Raw genomic sequence first — 21113 nt, 5'->3', positions numbered from 1 at the left:
CCGTGGGAGAGAAGGTGGCGGCAGCCGGATGAGGGTTCGGCCGGAGCGGAGCACATCACTCTTGCGCTCCGCCCGTACCCTCACCCCAACCCCTCTCCCAGAGGGAGAGGGGCTTTGCACCCCGCACTCTGTGACGCACACATCACCTCCGCGTCACAAACCCCCTCTAACCTTCGGCGCTTTCGCCACCCGTTTTGGGCGGCTTTCTGGGGGCGGCCCGTCCGCCGAACAAAGGGAAAAGGAACGACATGAACGTCAGTCCGCGCGCGCGGCTGTTGCCGCTGCTCATTGCCTCGCTGCTGGCCGCTCCGGCCTTCGCGCAGAACACCTCCTCCTCGCTCAGCGGCCGCGCGCTCGACGCGGCGGGCCAGCCCGTGGCCGGTGCGCGCGTGCAGATCGTGCACGTACCCTCCGGCACCACCCAGGTGGTGAGCACCGATGCCGACGGCCGCTACAAGGCGCAGGGCCTGCGCGTGGGCGGTCCGTTCGACATCACCGTGAGCAAGGACGGCCAGGCTTCCGCCGAGAAGGACGGCGTCTACCTGCAGCTGGCGCAGGAGACCACGCTGGACCTGAGCCTGGGCGCTGCCGCCGCCCATGCCACCAACCTGCAGGGCGTGCAGGTCAGCGCCGACAGCTCGGCGGTGGCGATGGCGCAGATCTTCCAGCCGGACGCCAAGGGCATCAGCACCCATGTCTCGCAGCGCGAGCTGAAGGTGCTGCCGATTCCCAACCGCTCGATCCAGGACATCGCGCGGATGGACCCGATGATCACGGTGACCAACAAGAGCAAGGGCGAGATCTCCGCGCTCGGCCAGAACAGCCGCTACAACAACATCAGCATCGACGCGGTGCCGACCAACGACTCGTTCGGCCTGGAAGACAACGGCCTGCCGGCGCTCAACCAGCCGGTGGCGCTGGATGCGATCGAGGAATACAACATCTCCACCGCCAACTACGACGTGGCCAACAAGCGCGCGGTGGGCGCGTCGATCAATATCGTCACCAAGAGCGGCACCAACGATTTCCACGGCTCGGCCTACTACGCCTACCGCAACGCGGACGGCTGGGTGGGCAAGGACCGCGCCGGCAACCCGTTCACCGGCTACAAGCGCCAGTGGACCGGCGGCGCCACCTTCGGCGGCCCGATCATCAAGGACAAGCTGTTCTTCTTCGCCAACGTCGAGGAATCCAAGACCATTGCCGCGGCGCCGAACTTCGGGCCGCAGGGCTCGGGCAAGGGCAATATCGTGCCGATCGCCCAGGCCGACATCGACCGCATCAGCCAGATCGCCAGCCAGCTCGGCATGAAGCCCGGCGTGGTCAATGCCGCCGGCGCCGACCAGGACGAGAAGCGCGCGCTGTTCAAGCTGGACTGGAACATCGCCGATGGCCACCGCGTGAGCTTCCGCTTCGACCGCGTGAAGAGCACCCAGCCCAACCTCAACGGCTACAGCACCTCGTCCACCACGCCGAGCCTGAGCCTTTCCAGCTACTGGTTCACCAAGCACCGCCAGAGCAAGCAGTACGTGCTCAATGCGTACGACGCCTGGACCGACAGCTTTTCCACCGAGGCGGCGGTGTCCTACACCACCTATGACGCCACGCCAGTGCCGTTCGCGCAGCAGCCGCAGGTGCGCGTGTTCACCAATGGCAACATCAGCGGCAGCACCATCACCGGCCCGAGCGTGTACCTGGGCGAGGAAGAGTTCCGCCACTACAACATCCTCAACATCAAGAGCCTCAACACCTTCTTCGCCGGCACCTGGGCGCTGGGCGACCACAGCGTGAAGGTGGGCTTCGACTTCCAGCGCGACAAGTTCTACAACCTGTTCGGCCGCACCGAGTTCGGCGCGTACACCTTCCCCAGCATCGACGCCTTCGCTGCCGGCAACTGGTTCCAGTACTCCGTGTTCCGGCCCACCGACGGCAACCTGCAGAGCATCGCCGCGCGCTGGACACTCAACCAGTGGGGCTTCTTCGCGCAGGACACCTGGCAGATCGGCAACCTGTCGCTGCAGTACGGCTTCCGCTACGACCTGCCCAAGGTGAGCAGCACGCCGCTGGCCAACCCGGTGTTCAATGCCGCTTATCCGGGCACGCCGAACAATGCCAGCTTCGACGGCAACGGCCTGTTCGAGCCGCGCATCTCCTTCAACTACAGCTTCGACGGCGAGCGCGCGATGCAGCTGCGCGGCGGCGTGGGCTTGTCCGAAGGCGCGCCTCCGGGCGTGTGGCTGTCCAACCCATACACCAATAACGGCGTGTCGCTCACCAGCTACTCGGCCTCCAATGGCGTGGGCTTCTCGGCCGATCCGAACAACCCGCTGATTCCGGCCGGCGCGCGCAAGGGCGGTTCGCCGGAAGTGGACGTGACCGATGCCCGCTTCCGCATGCCTTCGGTGTGGAAGGCCAGCCTGGGCTTCGATCGCCAGCTGCCGTGGTGGAACACGGTGTTCACCGCCGAGGTGGAGCATCTGTCCACGCGCGACGGCGTGTACTTCCAGGACCTCAACCTCGGCCGCGCCAACGGCGCCCTGCCGGACGGCCGCCTGAGCTACTGGAACACCACCGACCCGAACGCCTTCCTGGTCACCGGCAAGAGCCCCTCCGGCCAGTCGCTGTGCGCCACCGCCGACCGCAGCTGCGCGGTGGCGCGCGCCAACCGCGACCAGCGCTTCGGCAACGTCATCTATCTGAGCAATACGCGCAATGGCTCGGCCGACTACCTGACGCTGAAGCTCACCCGCCCGTTCACCGCCGACTCCGACTGGTCCGGCTCGCTGGGCGTGGTGTTCGGCCGCTCCACCGACGTCAGCTCCGGCAACGAGAAAGTGGCCGCCAGCACCTGGGCGAACGACGCGGTGTATCAGCCGAACGCGGACAAGGCCAGCCACAGCAACTTCGAGATCGCGCGCCGCGTGATCGCCTCGCTGACCTGGCAGCACCGTTTCTTCGGCGACTACACCACCAGCATCAGCGCGTTCTACGACGGCCATACCGGTCAGCCGTACAGCTGGGTGTTCGGCAACGACGTCAGCGGCATCAAGCCGGCCGGCCTCTCGGCGCCGCCGGGGCTGATGTATATCCCGCGTCCGGGCGAGGTGCAGTTCCAGAAGGGCACGCCGCAGCAGGCGATCGACCAGTTCTATGCGTTCATTCAGCGCGACGACTACCTGCGCGACCACCAGGGCAAGGTGGCGGGCCGCAACGGCGCGCACTCGCCATGGGTGAACGAGCTGGATCTGGCCTTCCGCCAGGAGATCCCCGGCCTGTTCAAGGGCAACAAGGGCGAGCTGCGGCTGGACCTGTTCAACGTGCTGAACATGGTGAACAAGCGCTGGGGCCAGGTGCGCGACGTGGGCTATCCGTACATGCGCAGCCTTGCCAACTTCGCGGGTGTCGATCCGGCGACCGGCAAGTACGTGTATGCGCTGCCCACCGACAAGAACGGCAACTTCAACAGCGGCGGCTATGTGCTGGAAGACGACCGCGCGCAGTCGCGGTGGTCGGTGCAGGCGACGCTGCGGTACACGTTCTGAGCCAAGCTGCAGGCTCGCCCCACGCAGGTTGGGGTGAGCCGAAGGCAAACTCCAACCATCCGATGCACCCGACCTTGGGGTTCGCCTGCGGCTCACCCCAACCTGCGCCGGCGCGCTATTTCAGCGAGGCCTGGGGTGCCGGCTGTCGCCATCTATTCGCAAGAAATTGCCCGCGGCGCGCGAGAGCGGTAAACCCGTTTTGAGCAGAAAGCGGCACGCAGCCGGTGCCGCTTCCCTCCATGCTCGGGCCGTGTTCGGAAAAGACCTGCGCCCGTCTACGGCCATTTTACCCCCGTGCCGTTAGTCCAATTGACCGAGACGTCATTTCGGTTCAATAATGAGAATGATCGTTCACTCTTGTTCTGCCGCCCCTCCCCATCGGCAGGGACCGAGGTCTCTCATGTCTTCAAATCGCATTTTCTTGCGCGGCCTGGCCCTGACGGCCCTGGCCGCTTCCGTCCTTACCCTGGCCGCCTGCAAGGGCCAGCAGGCGGCGCCGCAGCAGGGCGGTCCCGCCGAAGTCACGGTGGTGACGCTCAAGCCGCAGGCGGTCACCGTCACGCGCGAACTGCCGGGGCGCACCAGTGCGTTCCAGATCGCCGAAGTGCGGCCGCAGGTGAACGGCATCGTCAAGCAGCGCCTGTTCGAGGAAGGCGCGCTGGTGAAGGCGGGCCAGCCGCTGTACCAGCTGGATGACGCGGTGTATCGCGCGGAAAACAACAACGCCAAGGCCACGCTGGCGAAAGCGAAGGCCGCGCTGTATTCGGCGCAGCTCAACGCCAGGCGCACCAGCGAGCTGGCGCGCATCGACGCGGTGAGCAAGCAGGACGACGAAACCGCCACCGCGACCTGGCGCCAGGCCGAGGCCGACGTCGCAGCCGGCCAGGCGCAGGTGGAAAGCACCGGCGTGAACCTGGCCTTCGCGCGCATCGTGTCGCCGATCACCGGGCGCATCGGCAAGTCCGCGGTGACGCCGGGCGCGCTGGTCACCGCCAACCAGGCCGAGCCGATGGCGCGCGTGCAGCAGATGGACCCGATCTTTATCGACGTCACCCAGTCCAGCGGCGAGCTGCTCGATCTGCGCAAGCGCATCGCCGCCGGCTCGCTGAAGGAAGCCGGCGGCACGCCGGTGAAGATCCTGCTCGAAGACGGCAGCACCTACGCGCACGACGGCAAGCTGCAGTTCGCCGACGTCAGCGTCGACCCCACTACCGGCAGCTTCGCGCTGCGCGTGATCGTGCCCAATCCGGAAGGCGTGCTGCTGCCGGGCATGTACGTGCGCGCGGTGCTCGACAAGGGCAGCAATCCGCGCGGGCTGCTGGTGCCGCAGGCGGGTATTTCGCGCGATCCCAAGGGCGGCGCCACCGCCATGGTCGTCGGCAAGGACGGCAAGGCGGAACTGCGCGAAGTGCAGGTCGGCCGCACCGTCGGCGACCAGTGGCTGGTCGAAGGCGGCCTGGCCGCCGGCGACAAGGTGATCGTCGAAGGCCTGCAGACGATCCAGCCCGGCACGCCCGTGCACGCCAGCGAAGCCGGCGCAGCCGCTGCCGCCGCCGGCGGACACGCGGCCGCCGCGGCGCACTGAGGACTCATACCCATGGCACGCTTTTTTATCGATCGCCCCATCTTCGCCTGGGTGATCGCCATCATCGTGATGCTGGCCGGCACGCTGTCGCTGCTGCGCCTGCCGGTATCGCAATACCCGGTGATCGCGCCGCCGCAGGTCACCATCAACGCCAACTATCCCGGCGCGTCGGCGCAGGCGGCGGAAGACTCGGTGACGCAGATCATCGAGCAGAACATGAAGGGCCTGGACGGCCTGCTGTACATGTCCGCCACCAGCGATTCCGACGGCGCGGTGCAGGTCACGCTCACCTTCGAGAACGGCACCAACCCGGACATCGCCCAGGTGCAGGTGCAGAACAAGCTGCAGCTGGCCACGCCGCTGCTGCCGCAGATCGTGCAGCAGCAGGGCATCAACGTGGTGAAGTCCAGCTCCGGCTTCCTGATGGTGGTGGGCTTCGTATCCGAGGATGGCCGCCTGGACGGCGAAGACATCTCCGACTTCGTCAACGCCCATCTGGTCGACCCGCTCAGCCGCGTCGCCGGCGTGGGCAATATCGAAGTGTTCGGTTCCAAGTACGCCATGCGCATCTGGCTGGACCCGAACAAGCTCGACACCTACAAGCTGACGCCGCCCGAAGTGGCGGCCGCGCTGCGCGCGCAGAACCAGCAGGTGGCGGTGGGCCAGATCGGCGGCAACCCCGCGGTGAAGGGCCAGCAGATCAACGCCTCGGTGATCGCGCAGCAGCGCCTGCAGACGCCGGAGCAGTTCCGCCAGATCGTGATCCGCAGCAATACCGACGGGTCGGTGCTGACCCTGGGCGACGTCGCGCGCGTGGAGCTGGGCCTGCAGGACTACGGCTCGGCCAGCAAGTACAACGGCAAGTCCGCCACCGGCATCGCCGTCTCGCTCACCTCCGGCGCCAACGCGCTGGCCACGGCCGAGCGCGTGAAGGCCGCGCTCAAGCAGATGGAGCCCTCATTCCCGCGCGGCGTGAAGTCGGTGATCGCGTTCGACACCACGCCGTTCGTGCGCGTGTCGATCGAAGGCGTGATCAAGACCCTGCTCGAAGCGATCGTGCTGGTGTACCTGGTGATGTACCTGTTCCTGCAGAACTTCCGCGCCACGCTGATCCCGACCATCGCGGTGCCGGTGGTGCTGCTGGGCACCTTCGGCGTGCTCGCGGCGATGGGTTATTCGATCAACATGCTCACCATGTTCGCCATGGTGCTGGCGATCGGCCTGCTGGTGGACGACGCCATCGTGGTGGTGGAGAACGTCGAGCGCGTGATGAGCGAGGAGGGGCTGTCGCCGCTGGAAGCCACGCGCAAGTCGATGTCGCAGATCACCGGCGCGCTGGTGGGCATCGCCCTGGTGCTGTCGGCGGTGTTCGTGCCGATGGCTTTCCTGAGCGGTTCCACCGGCGTGATCTACCGGCAGTTCTCGGTGACCATCGTGTCGTCGATGGCCTTGTCGGTGCTGGTGGCGATCGTGCTGACGCCGGCGCTGTGCGCCACCTTGCTGAAGCCGATCGCCAAAGGCCATCACGCCTCCGATCGCGGCTTCTTCGGCTGGTTCAACCGCCGCTTCGACCAGGGCACGCGCAAGTACCAGGGCGTGGTGGGCGCGATCATCGCGCGCGGCCGGCGCTTCCTGCTGGTGTTCGTGGCGATGAGCGCGGCGATGGTGGTGGTGTTCCTGCGCCTGCCCACCTCGTTCCTGCCGATGGAAGACCAGGGCTTTCTGTTCACCATGGTGCAGGCGCCGGTAGGCGCCACCACCGAGCGCACGGCGCGCGTGATGGGCCGCATCGAGCAGCATTTCATGGCCGACCCGGCGGTGGACTCGGTGTTCTCCGTGCTCGGCTTCAGCTTCGCCGGCAACGGCCAGAACGCCGGCATGGCCTTCGTGCAGCTGAAGGACTGGAGCGAGCGCCATGGCGAAGCCGCCAGCCTCAATGCGGTGGCCGGCAATGCCATGGGTGCCTTCAGCCAATACAAGGACGCGCTGGCCTTCGCCTTCGCGCCGCCGGCGGTGCCGGAGCTGGGCAATTCGGCGGGCTTCGATTTCTATCTGAAGGACAACGCCGGCCTGGGCCACGAAGCGCTGGTGGCGGCGCGCAACCAGTTCCTGCAGGAAGCCGCGCAGAGCAAGCTGCTGGCCAATGTGCGCGCCAACGGCCAGGACGACACGCCGCAGTTCCGCATCGACGTGGACTACAAGAAGGCCGCGGCGCAGGGCCTGTCGATCGGCGATCTCAACGACACGCTGACCATGGCCTGGGGCGGCCAGTACATCGACGACTTCATGGACCGCGGCCGCGTCAAGCGCGTGTTCGTGCAGGCCGATGCGCCGTTCCGCATGGCGCCGGAGGATTTCGAGAAGTGGTCGGTGCGCAATGCCGCCGGCGCGATGGTGCCGTTCCGCGCCTTCGCCAGCACGCGCTGGGATTTCGGTTCGCCCCGCCTGGAACGCTACAACGGCGTGTCCGCGATGCAGATCAATGGCGAAGCCGCGCCGGGCGTGAGTTCGGGTGACGCCATGGCCGAAATCGAAAAACTGGTGGCCAGGCTGCCGGCTGGCGTCGGCCTGGAATGGACCGGGCAGTCGTACCAGGAGCGCGAGGCCGGTGCGCAGGCGCCGATGCTGTACACGCTGTCGGTGCTGGTGGTGTTCCTGTGCCTGGCCGCGCTGTACGAGAGCTGGTCGATTCCCACCTCGGTGCTGCTGGTGGCGCCGCTGGGCATTCTGGGCACGGTGCTGGCGGCGTACTTCCGCGGGCTGGATCGCGACGTGTACTTCCAGGTGGCGATGCTCACCACGGTGGGCCTGTCGAGCAAGAACGCGATCCTGATCGTGGAGTTCGCCAAGGAGAACGTGGAGAAGGGCATGGCCCTGCTCGACGCCACCTTGCTGGCGGTGCGCACGCGCCTGCGGCCGATCCTGATGACTTCGCTGGCCTTCGGCCTGGGCGTGCTGCCGCTGGCGCTGGCCAATGGGGCGGGTTCCGGCGCACAGCGCGCGATCGGCACCGGCGTGCTGGGCGGCATGGTCGCCGGTACGGCGCTGGGCCTGTTCTTCGTGCCGCTGTTCTTCGTGCTGGTGCAGCGGCTGTTCGGGCGGCGCAAGCGCGCCGTGGGCGGCGTGGCCGTCGCCGGAGATACCTCGTATGAATAAGTCTTTCATTTTGAGTTGTGCGGTCACGCTCGCCTTGGGCCTGAGCGGCTGCGTAAGCCTGGCGCCGAAGGTGCCGGCCGCGCAGCCGGATGTTCCGGCAAGCTGGCCGTTGCCCGAGAACAGCGTGGCGCCCGACGCTTCGGCTCCGGCCGGCAGCCAGGGCCGCACCGCGGATATCGGCTGGCGCCAGTTCTATGTCGATCCGCGCCTGTCCGCGCTGATCGAACAGGCGCTGCACAACAACCGCGATCTGCGCGTGGCCGTGCTCAACGTGGAGAAGGCGCGCGCGCAGTACCGCATCCAGCGCGCGGACCGCCTGCCGTCGATCGCCGCCACCGCGTCGCTGCAGCGCAGCCGCGACATCAACCAGCCGCAGCCGATCACCCAGCAATACCGCGCCGAACTGGGCACTACCCAGTTCGAGCTGGACCTGTTCGGCCGCGTCGCCTCGCTGAGCACCGGCGCGCTGGAGCGCTACCTGGCCGAAGGCGAGGCCAGCCGCAGCGCGCAGCTGAGCCTGATCGCCGAAGTGGCCAATGCCTGGCTGACGCTGGCGGCGGACCGCGAGTCGCTGAAGGTGGCGCAGGCCACGCGCGACACGCAGGAGGCTTCATTCAAATTGACTGAACAACGCCATGCGCTCGGCGCGGCCTCGAGCCTGGATGTCAGCCAGGCGCAGACCACGGTCGAAACCGCGCGCGCCGACATGGCGCGCTACACCGGCCAGGTGGCGCAGGACATTAATGCGCTGCGCCTGCTGGCGGGCGGCGCGCTGGACGAAGCGCTGCTGCCCACCGGCCTGGGCGACGACGCCACCATGCTCGGCGCGCTGCCGGCGGAGTTGCCCTCGGATGTACTGCTGCGCCGCCCGGACATCCTGCAGTCGGAACATCTGCTGCGCGCGGCCAATGCCGATATCGGCGCGGCGCGCGCGGCGTTCTTCCCGTCCATCCTGCTGACCGGCAGCGTGGGCACGGCCAGCGGGCAGCTCAACAATCTGTTCGACAGCGGCACCCGCGTGCGGAGCTTCGCGCCGCAGATCAGCCTGCCGATCTTCCAGGGCGGCCGCCTGCGCGCGCAGCTGGCCGGCGCCAAGGCCGATCAGCAGATCGCGCTGGCGCAATACGAGAAGGCCATCCAGGCCGGCTTCCGCGAAGTGGCCGACGCGCTGGCGCTTACTTCCACCCTGGCCGGGCAGCGCCAGGCGCAGGAGGCGCTGGTGGGCGCGGCGGCGCGGGCGGACGAGCTGTCGCGGGCGCGCTACAAGGCCGGCAAGGACAGCTACCTGGTGGCGCTGGATGCGCAGCGCGCGCTGTACGCCGCGCAGCAGCAGCTGATCGCGACGCGGCTGGCCGAGCAGACCAACCGGGTCACTTTGTATAAAGTGCTGGGCGGCGGCTGGAACGAGCGCAGCCCTATCCCCGGTACCCCATGAGCCGCGACGACAAGAACGACGAAACCACCTTGAGCCCGCGCGCGCGCGAACAGCGCGAGCGCATCCTGGCCGCGGCGCAGCACTGCTTCGTGAAATACGGCTTCCATGCCGCCAGCATGGCGAACATCGCCGAAGCGGCGGCGATGAGCGCCGGCCTGATCTACCGCTACTTCCCGAACAAGAGCTCGATCGTGCTGGCCATCATCGAGCGCCAGAGCGAGATGGAGCTGGAGGACATCCGCGCGCTCGGCGCCTCGACCGATCCGGTCGACGCGCTGATGGAATGCTTCGTGGAATGGAGCCGGCCGCGTCCGGACATGCGCATCATGAATGCCGCGCTGTTCCTGGAAACCAGCGCGGAAGCCACCCGCGACAAGCAGGTGGCGAACGCGATCCACCACGCGGACGAGCTGGCCTGCACCGAGTTTCGCCAATGGCTGGAGAAGCCCGCGGAGGAAGGCGGCATCGGCATGTCGCCGGCGATCAGCGAGCGGCGTTCGCTGGCATTGATGCTGCTGGTCGAGGGGCTGGCGGTGCGTGCGGCGAGGGATCCGAAGCTGGATACGGAGTTGTTGCGGGAGGCGTTGGCTGAGGTTGTGCACAAGTTGATGGAAGAGTAAGTACATGGAGCCCTTCGCCCCTCCGGGGAGAAGGTGGCGGCGGCCGGATGAGGGGCGGCCCTTGCGGGGCCATTGCTACGAAGCGAAGAAAAGCTTTTAGCCTTTCTCGACCCTCCGCTCACCGCTCCGCCCGGCCCCTCACCCCGGCCCTCTCCCCGGAGGGGAGAGGGGGAAAGGCGGCGTGCTTGTTCGCGGTCGACGGACGCGCCAAGCTTGGCCTTTCCCCATCGAGGACTGGCCGTGGACTGGGTCGACCTGCGCAGCGATACCGTGACCAAGCCCACCCGCGCCATGCGCGAGGCCATGTTGCTGGCCGAAGTGGGCGACGACGTCTACGGCGAAGATCCCACGGTCAACGCCTTGCAGGCGAAGCTGGCCGATGAACTCGGCTTCGAGGCGGCGCTGTTCGTGCCGACCGGCACGCAGTCGAACCTGCTGGCGCTGATGTCGCACTGCGAGCGCGGCGACGAATACCTGGTCGGCGCCGACGCGCACACTTACAAGTTCGAAGGCGGCGGCGCCGCGGTGCTGGGTTCGATCCAGCCGCAGCCGATTCCGCACGAGCCGGACGGCAGCCTGGCGCTGGACAAGCTGGCCGCGGCGATCAAGCCGGTCGACCCGCACTTCGCGCGCACAAAGCTGCTGGCCCTGGAAAACACCTGGCACGGCCGCGCGCTCCCGCTGGATTACCTGCACGCCGCGCAGAAATTCGCGCGCGAACGCGGGCTGGGCTTTCATCTCGACGGTGCGCGGCTGTTCAACGCCGCAGTGGCCAGCGGCGTGCATGCGCGCGAGATCGCGAGCCTGTTCGATACCGTCTCGGTCTGCCTGTCGAAGGGGCTGGGCGCGCCGGTGGGTTCGGTACTGCTCGGTCCCGGCGCACTCGTGGAGAAGGCGCGGCGCTGGCGCAAGGTGGCCGGCGGCGGCTGGCGCCAGGCCGGCATGCTCGCGGCGGCGGCCATCCATGCGCTGGATCATCACGTGGCGCGCCTGGCCGAGGATCACGCGCGCGCCGCCACGCTGGCGGCACGCATGGGCGAGATTCCCGGGGTGAAGCTATTGGGCCATCACACCAATATGGTGTTCGTGGACGTGCCGGCGGCGCATCTGCGCGAACTCGACGCGCATCTGCGCGAAGCCAGGGTGCGCATCAGCATCGGCTATCTGCCGACCTTGCGGCTGGTCACGCATCTGGATATCGACGACGACGGCGTAGAACGCACCGTCGATGCGTTCCGCGCGTTTTTCCGGCATTGAGGCCTCAGGCCGGCGGCTGGTCGAAGCGCTTGATGAAATCGCGCACCTGCGGATAGACCACTTCGCGCCAGCGGCGGCCGCTGAAGATGCCGTAATGGCCGGCGCCTTCGATCACCTTGTGCGCGCGCCGGTCGGTCGGGATCCCGCTGCACAGCGTATGCGCCGCCTGGGTCTGGCCAAGGCCGGAGATATCGTCCAGCTCGCCTTCCACGGTGAGCAGGGCGCTCTTGGTGATGGCGGCGGGCGTCACGCGTTCGCCGCGCACGTCCCATAGCCCGCGCGGCAGCAGGAACTGCTGGAACACGGTGTGGATGGTGTCGAGGTAATACTCGGCCGGCATGTCCAGCACGGCGTTGTATTCGTCGTAGAACTTGCGGTGCGCCTGGGCGTCGTCCAGGTCGCCGCGCAGCAGGTCGAGATAGAAATCCCAGTGCGAATTCAGATGGCGGCTGGGGTTCATCGCCACGAAGCCCGCATGCTGGAGGAAGCCCGGATACACCTCGCGGCCATGGCCGGGGTAGTTCGGCGGCACGGTGTGGATCAGGTTGCCCTTGAACCAGCTCAGCGGCTGCGTGGTGGCCAGGCTGTTGACGCCGGTGGGATTGCTGCGCGGCTCGATCGGGCCGCCCATCATGGTCAGGCTCAGCGGCGTGGTTTCGCCGCGCGCGGCCATCAGCGACACCGCGGCCAGCACCGGCACCGTCGGCTGGCACACCGAGATCACGTGCAGGCGATGCGCGCCGATATGGCGGATGAACTCCTGCACGTATTCGACGTAGTCATCCAGATGGAACGCGCCTTGCTCGGCCGGCACCATGCGCGCGTCGACCCAGTCGGTGATGTACACCTTGTGGTCGCGCAGCAGGGTACGCACGGTGTCGCGCAGCAGGGTGGCGTGGTGGCCGGACAGCGGTGCGACGACCAGCACCGACGGCTCGTTCTTCAGGCGCTCGATGGTGTCCTGGTCGTCGCTGTAGCGCTTGAAGCGCTTGAGCTCGCAGAACGGCTTGGCCAGCACGGTACGCTCGACGATGGCGATGTCCTGCCCGTGCGATTGCACCTGGTGGATATCGAACGCGGGCTTCTCGTATTCCTTGCCCAGCCGGTGCAGCAGTTCGTAACCGGCGGCCATGCGCTGCGCGCCGGGCACCTGGGCGAACGGGCCCGAAGGATCGGTCAGCATCTTCGCGCTGGCATCGGCGTAGTGGCTGAGCGGACCGAGGAAGGCGCGCTGCCATTCGTGAATCTGATAGAGCATGCGGGAAAGCCGGGCGGGCGGAAAAATCCGATTCTACCTGCTCCCGCGCTTCCGTGCTGCGATGCCGCAAGATTGTTATGCCAACGTAATCAGCGCCTTGCGTAGGTTGGGGTGAGCCGACAGGCGAACCCCAACATCGCGACCTCCGGGAGCTCCGCATCGTTGCGGTTCGCCTGCCGGCTCACCCCAACCTACGGTTTGCGGCAGACGAGCAGGATTTCGTCCACGCCCGTGGTGTCGCCCAGCCCCGCGCGCCACTGTAGCGGCTTCTGCATGCGCACCGCGATCGGCATGAACACGCGGTTGTACCACCACATCGCGCGCTCCCTTTTATGCGTGAGATACCACTGGCCGATCTCGAGCAGGCGCGAGGATTTCGGCTGCATGCCGTAGACCGCGCTCTGCTCGATGCGGAAGCCGTGTTGCGCCAGGCGCGCATGGATGTCGTCCGGCTCGTAGCGGCGGCAATGGCCGACGAATTCGTCGAACGGCGTCCACGCCGCGGTATGCAGCGGCACCGACAGCAGCAAGGTGGCGCCGGGCGCGGCGACGCGGGCGAGTTCTTTCAGTGCGCCGATGTCGTCCGCCACGTGCTCCAGGATGTCGAACGCGCAGACCAGGTCGAACTGTGCATCGGCATAGGGCAGGGCGCCGATGGTGCCGTGCACCGCGCTGGCGCCGTGGCGGCGCAGCTTGCGCAGCGCCTCGGCGCTGAGGTCGACGAAGCAGGTGTCCTGCAGCGGCAGGCGCGGGCGCAGCCCCGGTGCAATCTCCAGCCGGCGCGTGGATGCGGCGGCCAGTTCGCGTACCAGCGGCCAGGTATTGAAGCGCTCCGGGGGCACCAGCCGGGCTTGCGCCCACAGGGGTTCGTAGAAGCCGCGGTTGGCGGCGGCCAGGTCGGCGTCGCTGCGCGGCGCAGGCGCGAAGTGGGTGGGCATCGGGCTAGTGTGGCTCGGGCCCGGCTGACAAGCGAGTGAATGCGGGCGTGAGTTCTTGCGTCAGCCGATGCGCACCACTTCGGTGCCGGCGATCACGTCGTGCAGCGCGCGCCGGCGCGCATTGGTCAGCGCCCAGGCGAAGTAAATGACCCAGGCAATAAGCACTGCCCATAGCGCCACCGACGTGCTGGATACGCGGGCCAGTTCCAGCAGCAGCAGCGGCGCGGCACCCGCCAGCAGACGGATCAGCGCCTGCGCGAAACGCACCCGCCCGCCATCCACGCGCACCAGCCGCAGGCGCCACGGCCGCATGCCCAGCGTCTGTCCGCCGCGCAGCCACGAGGCGATGAAATACGCCGACAGCACCAGGCCCTGCAGCGGCTGGTACCACCACACCGTTTCCACGTGGCCGGCGGTGGCGATCAGCTGGCCGCCGGTGGCGCGCTGGCAGGCGTAGCCCACCATGGCAAGGATGGCGATTACCGCCCACAGGTCGTAGAACAGCGCCAGCAGCCGGCGCGGCAAGGTGGCGGGCATAAGCGAAGGATTCGGGATGCTCGGGTTCATTCGTCGGCTTGCGTCCGGCGCGCGCTATGCCCAGCATCTCGCGCATGTCAGAGAAAGCCGCAAGTATCGCCGAAGCCGACCAGCGCAGCATCGCCGCCTTCCTGGAGCGCGTGTGGTCGGAGGACGGCCTGTCCGACCGCACCCTCGATGCCTACCGCCGCGACCTCGAAGGCCTGGCCCGCTGGCTGGCCGGGCGGAACTTGAGCCTGAACCAGGCGCGGCGCCAGCATCTGTCCGAATACCACGGCGCGCAGCCGGTGGCGGTGCGCTCGATGGCGCGGCGGCAGTCCTCGTTCCGCCGCTACTACGGCTTCGTGGCGCGCAACGAGCCGGGCTTCGAAGATCCCACCCTGCTGATCGAACGCCCGCGCACGCCGCGCAGCCTGCCCAAGGCCCTGGCGGAGCGCGAGATCGAAGGCCTGCTGCAGGCGCCGGACCTGGACACCACCCTGGGCCTGCGCGACCGCGCGATGCTGGAGCTGATGTACGCCTCGGGCCTGCGCGTGTCCGAGCTGGTCGAGCTGCCGCTGGCCTCGCTCAATCTGCGTCAGGGCGTGCTGCGCGTCACCGGCAAGGGCGGCAAGGACCGCCTGGTGCCGGTGGGCGAGCTGGCGCTGGAGCGGATCGAGGCTTACCTCGCGGCGGCGCGCCCGGTGCTGGCCAAGGGGCGCCAGCCGGCGGCGCTGTTCCTGAGCAAGCGCGGCGAAGGCATGACGCGGCAGATGTTCTGGACCCTGGTCAAGCGCTATGCGCTGCGCGTGGGCATCGTGGCCAAGCGCATCTCGCCGCACGTGCTGCGGCATTCCTTCGCCACCCATCTGCTGAACCACGGCGCCGACCTGCGCGCGCTGCAGATGCTGCTGGGCCACAGCGCGCTCAGCACCACGCAGATCTACACGCTGGTGGCCAAGGAAGGACTCAAGCGGCTGCATGCGCAGCACCATCCGCGCGGTTGAGACGGGTCCGACGGAGCATTTAGGCGGCCTGTGCGAGAATCCGGCCATCCCCCGATCATTCCGTGCCGAACGGAAGCCAGTGAGGTTTGCGATGTTCAAGAATGGATGGCTGGCCCTGTGCGCCAGCGTGGTTTGCGCGGTGGCGTTCGCCCAGCCGGCGCGCGCCGCCGACGATGCGGCCAAGGCCGGTCCCGAGGACACCGTGCGCCAGGCGGTGCTGGGCCTCGCCAGCAAGGTGAAGATCGAATCGATCAGGCCGGCGCCGCTGCCGGGCTTCTACCAGGTGATCGCCTCCGGCCAACTGGTCTATGTGAGCGCCGATGGCAAGTACATGCTCACCGGCAACCTGATCGACCTGTCCAGCAAGAAGGACATGAGCGACCTGGTCTGGGCCGACTTCCGCAAGGCGCAGCTCGACAAGCTGCCCGTCAGCGACCGCATCGTGTTCGGCCCGGCCAAGCCGCGCTACAAGGTCACCGTGTTCACCGACGTCAACTGCGGCTACTGCCGCGCGCTGCACCAGCACGTGGACGACTTCACCAAGGCCGGTATCGCCCTGGAATACGTGGCCTGGCCGCGCGAAGGCGTGACCAGCACCGCGGGCAACCCCACCCCGACCTATACCGAAATGGTCTCGGTATGGTGCGCGGCGGACCGCAAGGCCGCCTTCAGCGCCGCCAAGGAGGGCAAGCAGCCCAAGTCGGCCACCTGCGCCAACCCCGTGAAGGACGAGTTCGACCTGGGCGTGCGCTTAGGCGTCACCGGCACCCCGACCATCGTGGCCGAGGACGGCACCGTGCTCGGCGGCTACATGACCCCCGATCAGCTGATCGAAGCCCTGCAGAAGCGTGGGATTAAGCCGGTCGGGGGCTGAGGTCTCCGCGGTGTAGAGCCCCTCTCCCACCGGGAGAGGGGTTGGGGTGGGGTACGGGCGGACCGTAACGCTGCGCTCCGCCCGTACCCTCATCCGGCTGCCGCCACCTTCTCCCGGAGGGAGAAGGGAGGCACTCCAGGAGGCTGAGGGGATGCCTGTCCACCCCTCCCCGATGTTGTCCTGCAGCATGGAGTAGAATGGACGGCTTCTCCGCATAGCTCCCGTTCCCCGCCATGATCGCTCTCGACGGGCAGGCCGCCCTTTCCCCGTTCCGCCTCGAACGCCTCAATGCCCGCCTGGATGCCCTGCATCGCGGCGCCCGCGTGCAGGCTTCCTGGTTCGTCTACTTCATCGACGCCGACGCCGCCCCGGAAGGCGAGGCGCGCCAGCGGCTGCTGGAAGTGCTGGAGGCGAAGGAAAGCGCCACCGAGAACGCCTCGCTGTGGGTGGTGCCCCGCCTGGGCACGATCTCGCCCTGGTCGAGCAAGGCCACTGACATCCTCCACGGCGCCGGTTTCGCGGTGCGCCGGGTGGAGCGCGGCGTGGCCTATCAGATCGCCGGCCTGCCCGAGCCGGGCGCGCCCGAATACGACGCGATGATGGCGGTGCTGTGCGACGCCATGACGCAGTCGGTGCTCCATCGCATCGACGAGGCCAAGGGCCTGTTCCTGGCCGGCAAGCCCGGCGACCTGGTGCACATCCCGCTGGGCGGCGACCCGCGCGCGGCCCTGGCCAAGGCCAATGCCGAGCTGGGCCTGGCGCTGGCCGAGGACGAGATCGACTACCTGGCCGAGCGCTACGCCGAGCTGGGCCGCGATCCCACCGACGCCGAACTCTTCATGTTCGCCCAGGCCAATTCCGAGCACTGCCGCCACAAGGTGTTCAACGCCAGCTGGACGCTGGACGGCCAGCCGCAGGACAAGAGCCTGTTCGGCATGATCAAGAACACCCACCAGCATTCGCCCGCCTACACGCTGTCCGCCTACAAGGACAACGCTGCGGTGATCGAGGGCAGCGACGGCAAGCGCTTCTTCAGCGGCGCCGACGGCGTGTGGCGCCGCAGCGGCGAGCGCATCGACTACGCGATCAAGGTGGAAACGCATAACCATCCCACCGCGATCGCACCCTGGCCGGGCGCGGCCACCGGCGCCGGCGGCGAGATCCGCGACGAAGGCGCCACCGGCCGCGGCGCCAAGCCGAAGGCGGGGCTCAGCGGCTTCTCGGTGTCCGACCTGCGCATTCCCGGCCATCCGCAGCCGTGGGAAGTGGAGCGTCCGCTGCCGCCGCGCATGGCCAGCGCGTTCGAGATCATGCGCGACGGCCCGCTCGGCGCCGCCGCGTTCAACAACGAATTCGGCCGCCCCTGCCTGGGCGGCTATTTCCGCACCTACGAGCACGAGACCGGCGAAGCCGGCGTGCGCCGCGGCTACGACAAGCCGATCATGATCGCCGGCGGCCTGGCCAATATCCGCTCCGGCCACGTGCAGAAGCTGGAGATCCAGCCCGGCCACAAGGTGATCGTGCTGGGCGGCCCGGCCATGCTGATCGGCCTGGGCGGCGGCGCCGCCTCGTCGGTCGCTTCCGGCACCTCCAGCGCGGAGCTGGATTTCGCCTCCGTGCAGCGCGACAACGCCGAGATGGAGCGCCGCTGCCAGCAGGTGATCGACAGCTGCTGGTCGCTGGGCGAGAACAACCCCATCGTGAGCATCCACGACGTCGGCGCGGGCGGTCTTTCCAACGCCATTCCCGAACTGCTCAACGATGCGGGCGTGGGCGGCGTGATCGATCTCTCGAAGGTGCCGTGCGACGACCCGTCGCTGTCGCCGATGCAGGTGTGGAGCAACGAATCGCAGGAGCGCTACGTGCTCGGCATCGCCGCCGAGCGCCTGGCCGAGTTCGAAGCGTTCTGCGTGCGCGAGCGCTGCCCCTACGCGGTGGTCGGCGACGCCACCGAAGAGCGCCGCCTGCTGGTCACCGACCCGCGCCGCGAGCTCACCGTCATCGACCTGCCGATGGACGTGCTGTTCGGCAAGGCGCCGCGCATGCACCGCGACGCCAGGCGCGTGAAGCCGCGCATCGACGTGGTGCCGGATCTGTCCGGCATCAGCATGGACGAGGCCCTGCGCCGCGTGCTGCGCCTGCCCACCGTGGGCAGCAAGAGCTTCCTGGTCACCATCGGCGACCGCACCGTGGGCGGCTTGAATCATCGCGATCCGATGGTCGGCCCCTGGCAGGTGCCGGTGGCCGATTGCGCCGTGACCATCGCCGATTTCGACGGCTACGCCGGTGAAGCCATGGCCATGGCCGAGCGCGCGCCGGTAGCCCTGCTGAGCAGCGCGGACGCCGCGCGCCTGGCGGTGGGCGAGGCCATCACCAACCTGGCCGCCGCGCCGATCCGTTCGCTGGGCGAAGTGCGCCTGTCGGCGAACTGGATGGCCGCGGTGAACCACCCCGGCGAAGACGCGGCCCTGTTCGATGCGGTCAAAGCCGTGGGCATGGAACTGTGCCCGGAGCTGGACATCTCCATCCCGGTGGGCAAGGACTCGCTGTCCATGCAGACCGTATGGACCGACGGCGACCAGCCGCAGCGCACGATCGCGCCGGTGTCGCTGGTGGTCACGGGTTTTGCGCGCGTGCACGACGTGCGCCGCACGCTCACCCCGCAGTTGCGCCTGGACCGCGGCGATTCCGACCTGTGGCTGCTGGACCTCGGCGGCGGCCGCGACCGCCTCGGCGGTTCCGCGCTGACCCAGGTGTTCAACCGCGGCGGCGGCGTGCCGCCGGACCTGGACGACGCCGGGCATCTGAAGGGCCTGTTCGACCTGGTGCAGGAAGCCAATGCGGCCGGCCTGCTGCTGGCTTATCACGACCGTTCCGACGGCGGCGCCATCGTCACCCTGCTGGAAATGGCCTTCGCCGGCCATTGCGGCCTGGAAATCCAGCTCGAAGGCTGGGCCGAGGCCGCGCTGCGCGCGCTGTTCAATGAGGAACTGGGCGCCGTGGTGCAGGTGGCGCAGGCCAACCGCGAGGCGTTCGAGGCGCTGCTGGTCAAGCACGGCCTGGCCGGCATGAGCTATCGCATCGGCCATCCGAAGGAAAAGCTCGGCATCAAGCTTTTCCACGGCGGCGAGAAGCAGTTCGCCTGGAAGTGGACCGAGCTGTTCGCCGCGTGGAACGAAACCAGCCACCACATGCAGCGCCTGCGCGACAACCCGCTCAGCGCCGACGCGGAACTGGAATGGCGCCTGGACGATGCCGACCCGGGTATCAGCCCCAAGCTCAGCTTCGACCCGTCCGAGGACGTGGCCGCGCCGCTGATCGCCAAGGGCGCGCGTCCGCGCGTGGCGATCCTGCGCGAGCAGGGCGTCAACGGCCAGGTGGAAATGGCCGCCGCGTTCGACCGCGCCGGCTTCGAGGCGGTGGACGTGCACATGTCCGACCTGGCCAGCGGCCGCATCAGGCTGGCGGATTTCCGCGGTTTCGCGGCCTGCGGCGGTTTCTCGTACGGCGACGTGCTGGGCGCCGGCCGCGGCTGGGCCACCTCGATCATGTACAACGAAATGCTGCGCGCGGAGTTCACCGCGTTCTTCGCCGACACCAGCAAGTTCGCGCTGGGCGTGTGCAACGGCTGCCAGATGCTGTCGCAGCTGAAGGAGATCATCCCGGGCGCGCAGCATTGGCCGAAGTTTTTGCGCAATGCGTCCGAGCAGTACGAAGGCCGCGTCGCCACGCTGGAAGTGCTCGATTCGCCCAGCATCTTCTTCAAGGGCATGGCCGGTTCGCGCATCCCGGTGGCGGTGGCGCACGGCGAAGGCCGCGTGAGCTTCCCGCAGGTGTGCAGCCCGTCGAAGTCCGGCGGCGCGGTGCGCTTCGTCGACAACCGCGGCCGTCCGACCGAGCACTACCCGCTCAATCCGAACGGCTCGCCGGGCGGCCTGGCCGGCTTCACCGCGGCCGACGGCCGCGTGACGATCATGATGCCGCACCCCGAGCGCGTGTTCCGCAGCGCGCAGATGAGCTGGCATCCGGATCACTGGGGCGAGGACTCGCCGTGGATGCGCATGTTCCGCAACGCCAGGGTGTGGTGCGGCTGACAGCCCGCCATAAGCTTGCGACCGGGCGCGCCGCATGAATGCGCCCGGCCAGCGTTTCGCGCGCTGGCTGCTGCTGGCCGGATGGGCGGTACTGCTGGCGCTGCTGCCGTGGTGGCTGGGATGGGCGTTGCTGGTCGTGCTTGCCGCGGGTGCGGTGATCTATGCGCGCCGCTCCCATCCTCGAGGTGAACTCTGCCGCAGCGGCCTGAAGTGGGGCCTGCCGGGCATGCTGTTCGCCGTGCAGCGTGCGCTCGGCGGCGATCTCATTGCCTGGGGCGCGGCCTTGCTCGGCGCCCTGGTCGGCTATTCGCTGGTGGCATTGCTGGAATCGCTGCTGCTGCATCGCGTGCGGCGCGCGTCGGCACCGACGCCGGAATGGAGCGAGCTGGCGATGGCGCCGGTGGGGCCGCCGGCGCGCATCATCGAGCTGGCGCCGGTGCAATGGCGCGATGCGGCCGACGTGCCCGAGCTGCACTACGAAGCCACCGGCCAGGACGAAGGCAACTATCGCCTCGCCGATGGGCACACACTGCGGCGCCTGGGTCCGCGCTGCAGCTTCAGTCCGCAGGGCCGCTGGTTCGCGGCGAACCCGGCCGGCGGCAGCGGCGAGCTGCTGTTCGAGTTCGCACGCGGCAGGCAGCACCGCCTGCGCGGCTGGGAACTGTGCGGCTGGGACCAGGACGATGCTCCGTGGCTGGCGCGCCATGCCGACGGCGTGCCGGTGCCGCTGCACGAAGCACTGGGCCAGGACGCGCCGCGCGATTGATGCTCCCTCCACCGGGATGTCGCGCCGCGGCTATGCCGTTCGCCGGCCGCTCCCCCATACTTGGC

At 68.3% G+C, this 21113-nt stretch carries 13 protein-coding genes; 10 read left to right on the top strand and 3 right to left on the bottom strand.

Annotated features, from left to right (window positions below; translation table 11 throughout):
* Positions 1 to 248: 248 nt before the first annotated feature.
* From ISN75_RS18080 to ltaE, 6 genes are all read left to right on the top strand, one after another.
* Entirely contained in the window at positions 249 to 3542 is a 3294-nt protein-coding gene (locus tag ISN75_RS18080) for a TonB-dependent receptor (protein ID WP_343820514.1), read from the top strand.
* 400 nt (positions 3543 to 3942) lie between these two features.
* On the top strand, positions 3943 to 5127 hold the full coding sequence (locus tag ISN75_RS18075; protein WP_167258300.1) for an efflux RND transporter periplasmic adaptor subunit: 1185 nt from the start codon (positions 3943 to 3945) through the stop codon (positions 5125 to 5127).
* A gap of 12 nt (positions 5128 to 5139) precedes the next feature.
* Positions 5140 to 8283, top strand: coding sequence for an efflux RND transporter permease subunit (locus tag ISN75_RS18070; protein WP_343820517.1), 3144 nt, complete (start codon positions 5140 to 5142; stop codon positions 8281 to 8283).
* On the top strand, positions 8276 to 9718 hold the full coding sequence (locus ISN75_RS18065; protein ID WP_343820519.1) for an efflux transporter outer membrane subunit: 1443 nt from the start codon (positions 8276 to 8278) through the stop codon (positions 9716 to 9718). The genes ISN75_RS18070 and ISN75_RS18065 overlap by 8 nt, the downstream gene beginning before the upstream one ends.
* Complete coding sequence (locus ISN75_RS18060) at positions 9715 to 10338, top strand: helix-turn-helix domain-containing protein (protein WP_343820520.1); 624 nt, start codon at positions 9715 to 9717, stop codon at positions 10336 to 10338. Before ISN75_RS18065 ends, ISN75_RS18060 begins: the two co-directional genes overlap by 4 nt.
* A gap of 240 nt (positions 10339 to 10578) precedes the next feature.
* Positions 10579 to 11595, top strand: a complete 1017-nt coding sequence (gene ltaE / locus ISN75_RS18055; RefSeq protein ID WP_343820522.1) for a low-specificity L-threonine aldolase — start codon at positions 10579 to 10581, stop codon at positions 11593 to 11595.
* A 4-nt stretch (positions 11596 to 11599) separates the two neighbouring features.
* Here the strand turns inward: ltaE and ISN75_RS18050 are convergent, their stop codons facing one another.
* From ISN75_RS18050 to ISN75_RS18040, 3 genes are all read right to left on the bottom strand, one after another.
* A complete protein-coding gene (locus ISN75_RS18050; protein ID WP_167258310.1) occupies positions 11600 to 12853 on the bottom strand; it encodes a polyhydroxyalkanoate depolymerase in 1254 nt (417 codons plus the stop codon).
* Positions 12854 to 13044: 191 nt separating this feature from the next.
* Positions 13045 to 13791, bottom strand: coding sequence for a class I SAM-dependent methyltransferase (locus ISN75_RS18045; RefSeq protein ID WP_167258312.1), 747 nt, complete (start codon positions 13789 to 13791; stop codon positions 13045 to 13047).
* Between the two features lie 60 nt (positions 13792 to 13851).
* Entirely contained in the window at positions 13852 to 14358 is a 507-nt protein-coding gene (locus ISN75_RS18040; protein WP_343820525.1) for an RDD family protein, read from the bottom strand.
* A 44-nt stretch (positions 14359 to 14402) separates the two neighbouring features.
* On the opposite strand from ISN75_RS18040, the gene xerD reads away from it, so the two are divergent.
* From xerD to ISN75_RS18020, 4 genes are all read left to right on the top strand, one after another.
* Positions 14403 to 15314 carry a site-specific tyrosine recombinase XerD gene (xerD, locus tag ISN75_RS18035; RefSeq protein ID WP_243868244.1) on the top strand — a complete coding sequence of 304 codons (912 nt, stop codon included), beginning with the start codon at positions 14403 to 14405 and terminating at the stop codon, positions 15312 to 15314.
* A gap of 91 nt (positions 15315 to 15405) precedes the next feature.
* Entirely contained in the window at positions 15406 to 16188 is a 783-nt protein-coding gene (locus ISN75_RS18030) for a DsbC family protein (protein ID WP_343820527.1), read from the top strand.
* Between the two features lie 233 nt (positions 16189 to 16421).
* Entirely contained in the window at positions 16422 to 20282 is a 3861-nt protein-coding gene (gene purL / locus ISN75_RS18025) for a phosphoribosylformylglycinamidine synthase (protein ID WP_168647826.1), read from the top strand.
* A 34-nt stretch (positions 20283 to 20316) separates the two neighbouring features.
* The gene (locus ISN75_RS18020; RefSeq protein WP_168647827.1) at positions 20317 to 21048 is read left to right on the top strand and encodes a hypothetical protein; all 732 of its coding nucleotides are present in this window, start codon (positions 20317 to 20319) and stop codon (positions 21046 to 21048) included.
* Positions 21049 to 21113: the final 65 nt, after the last annotated feature.

This window comes from Dyella marensis (genome assembly GCF_049532885.1).
Taxonomy (GTDB): domain Bacteria; phylum Pseudomonadota; class Gammaproteobacteria; order Xanthomonadales; family Rhodanobacteraceae; genus Dyella_D; species Dyella_D marensis.
The sequence above is the reverse complement of the archived record's forward strand: the minus strand, read 5'-3'. Positions and strand labels throughout refer to the sequence as shown.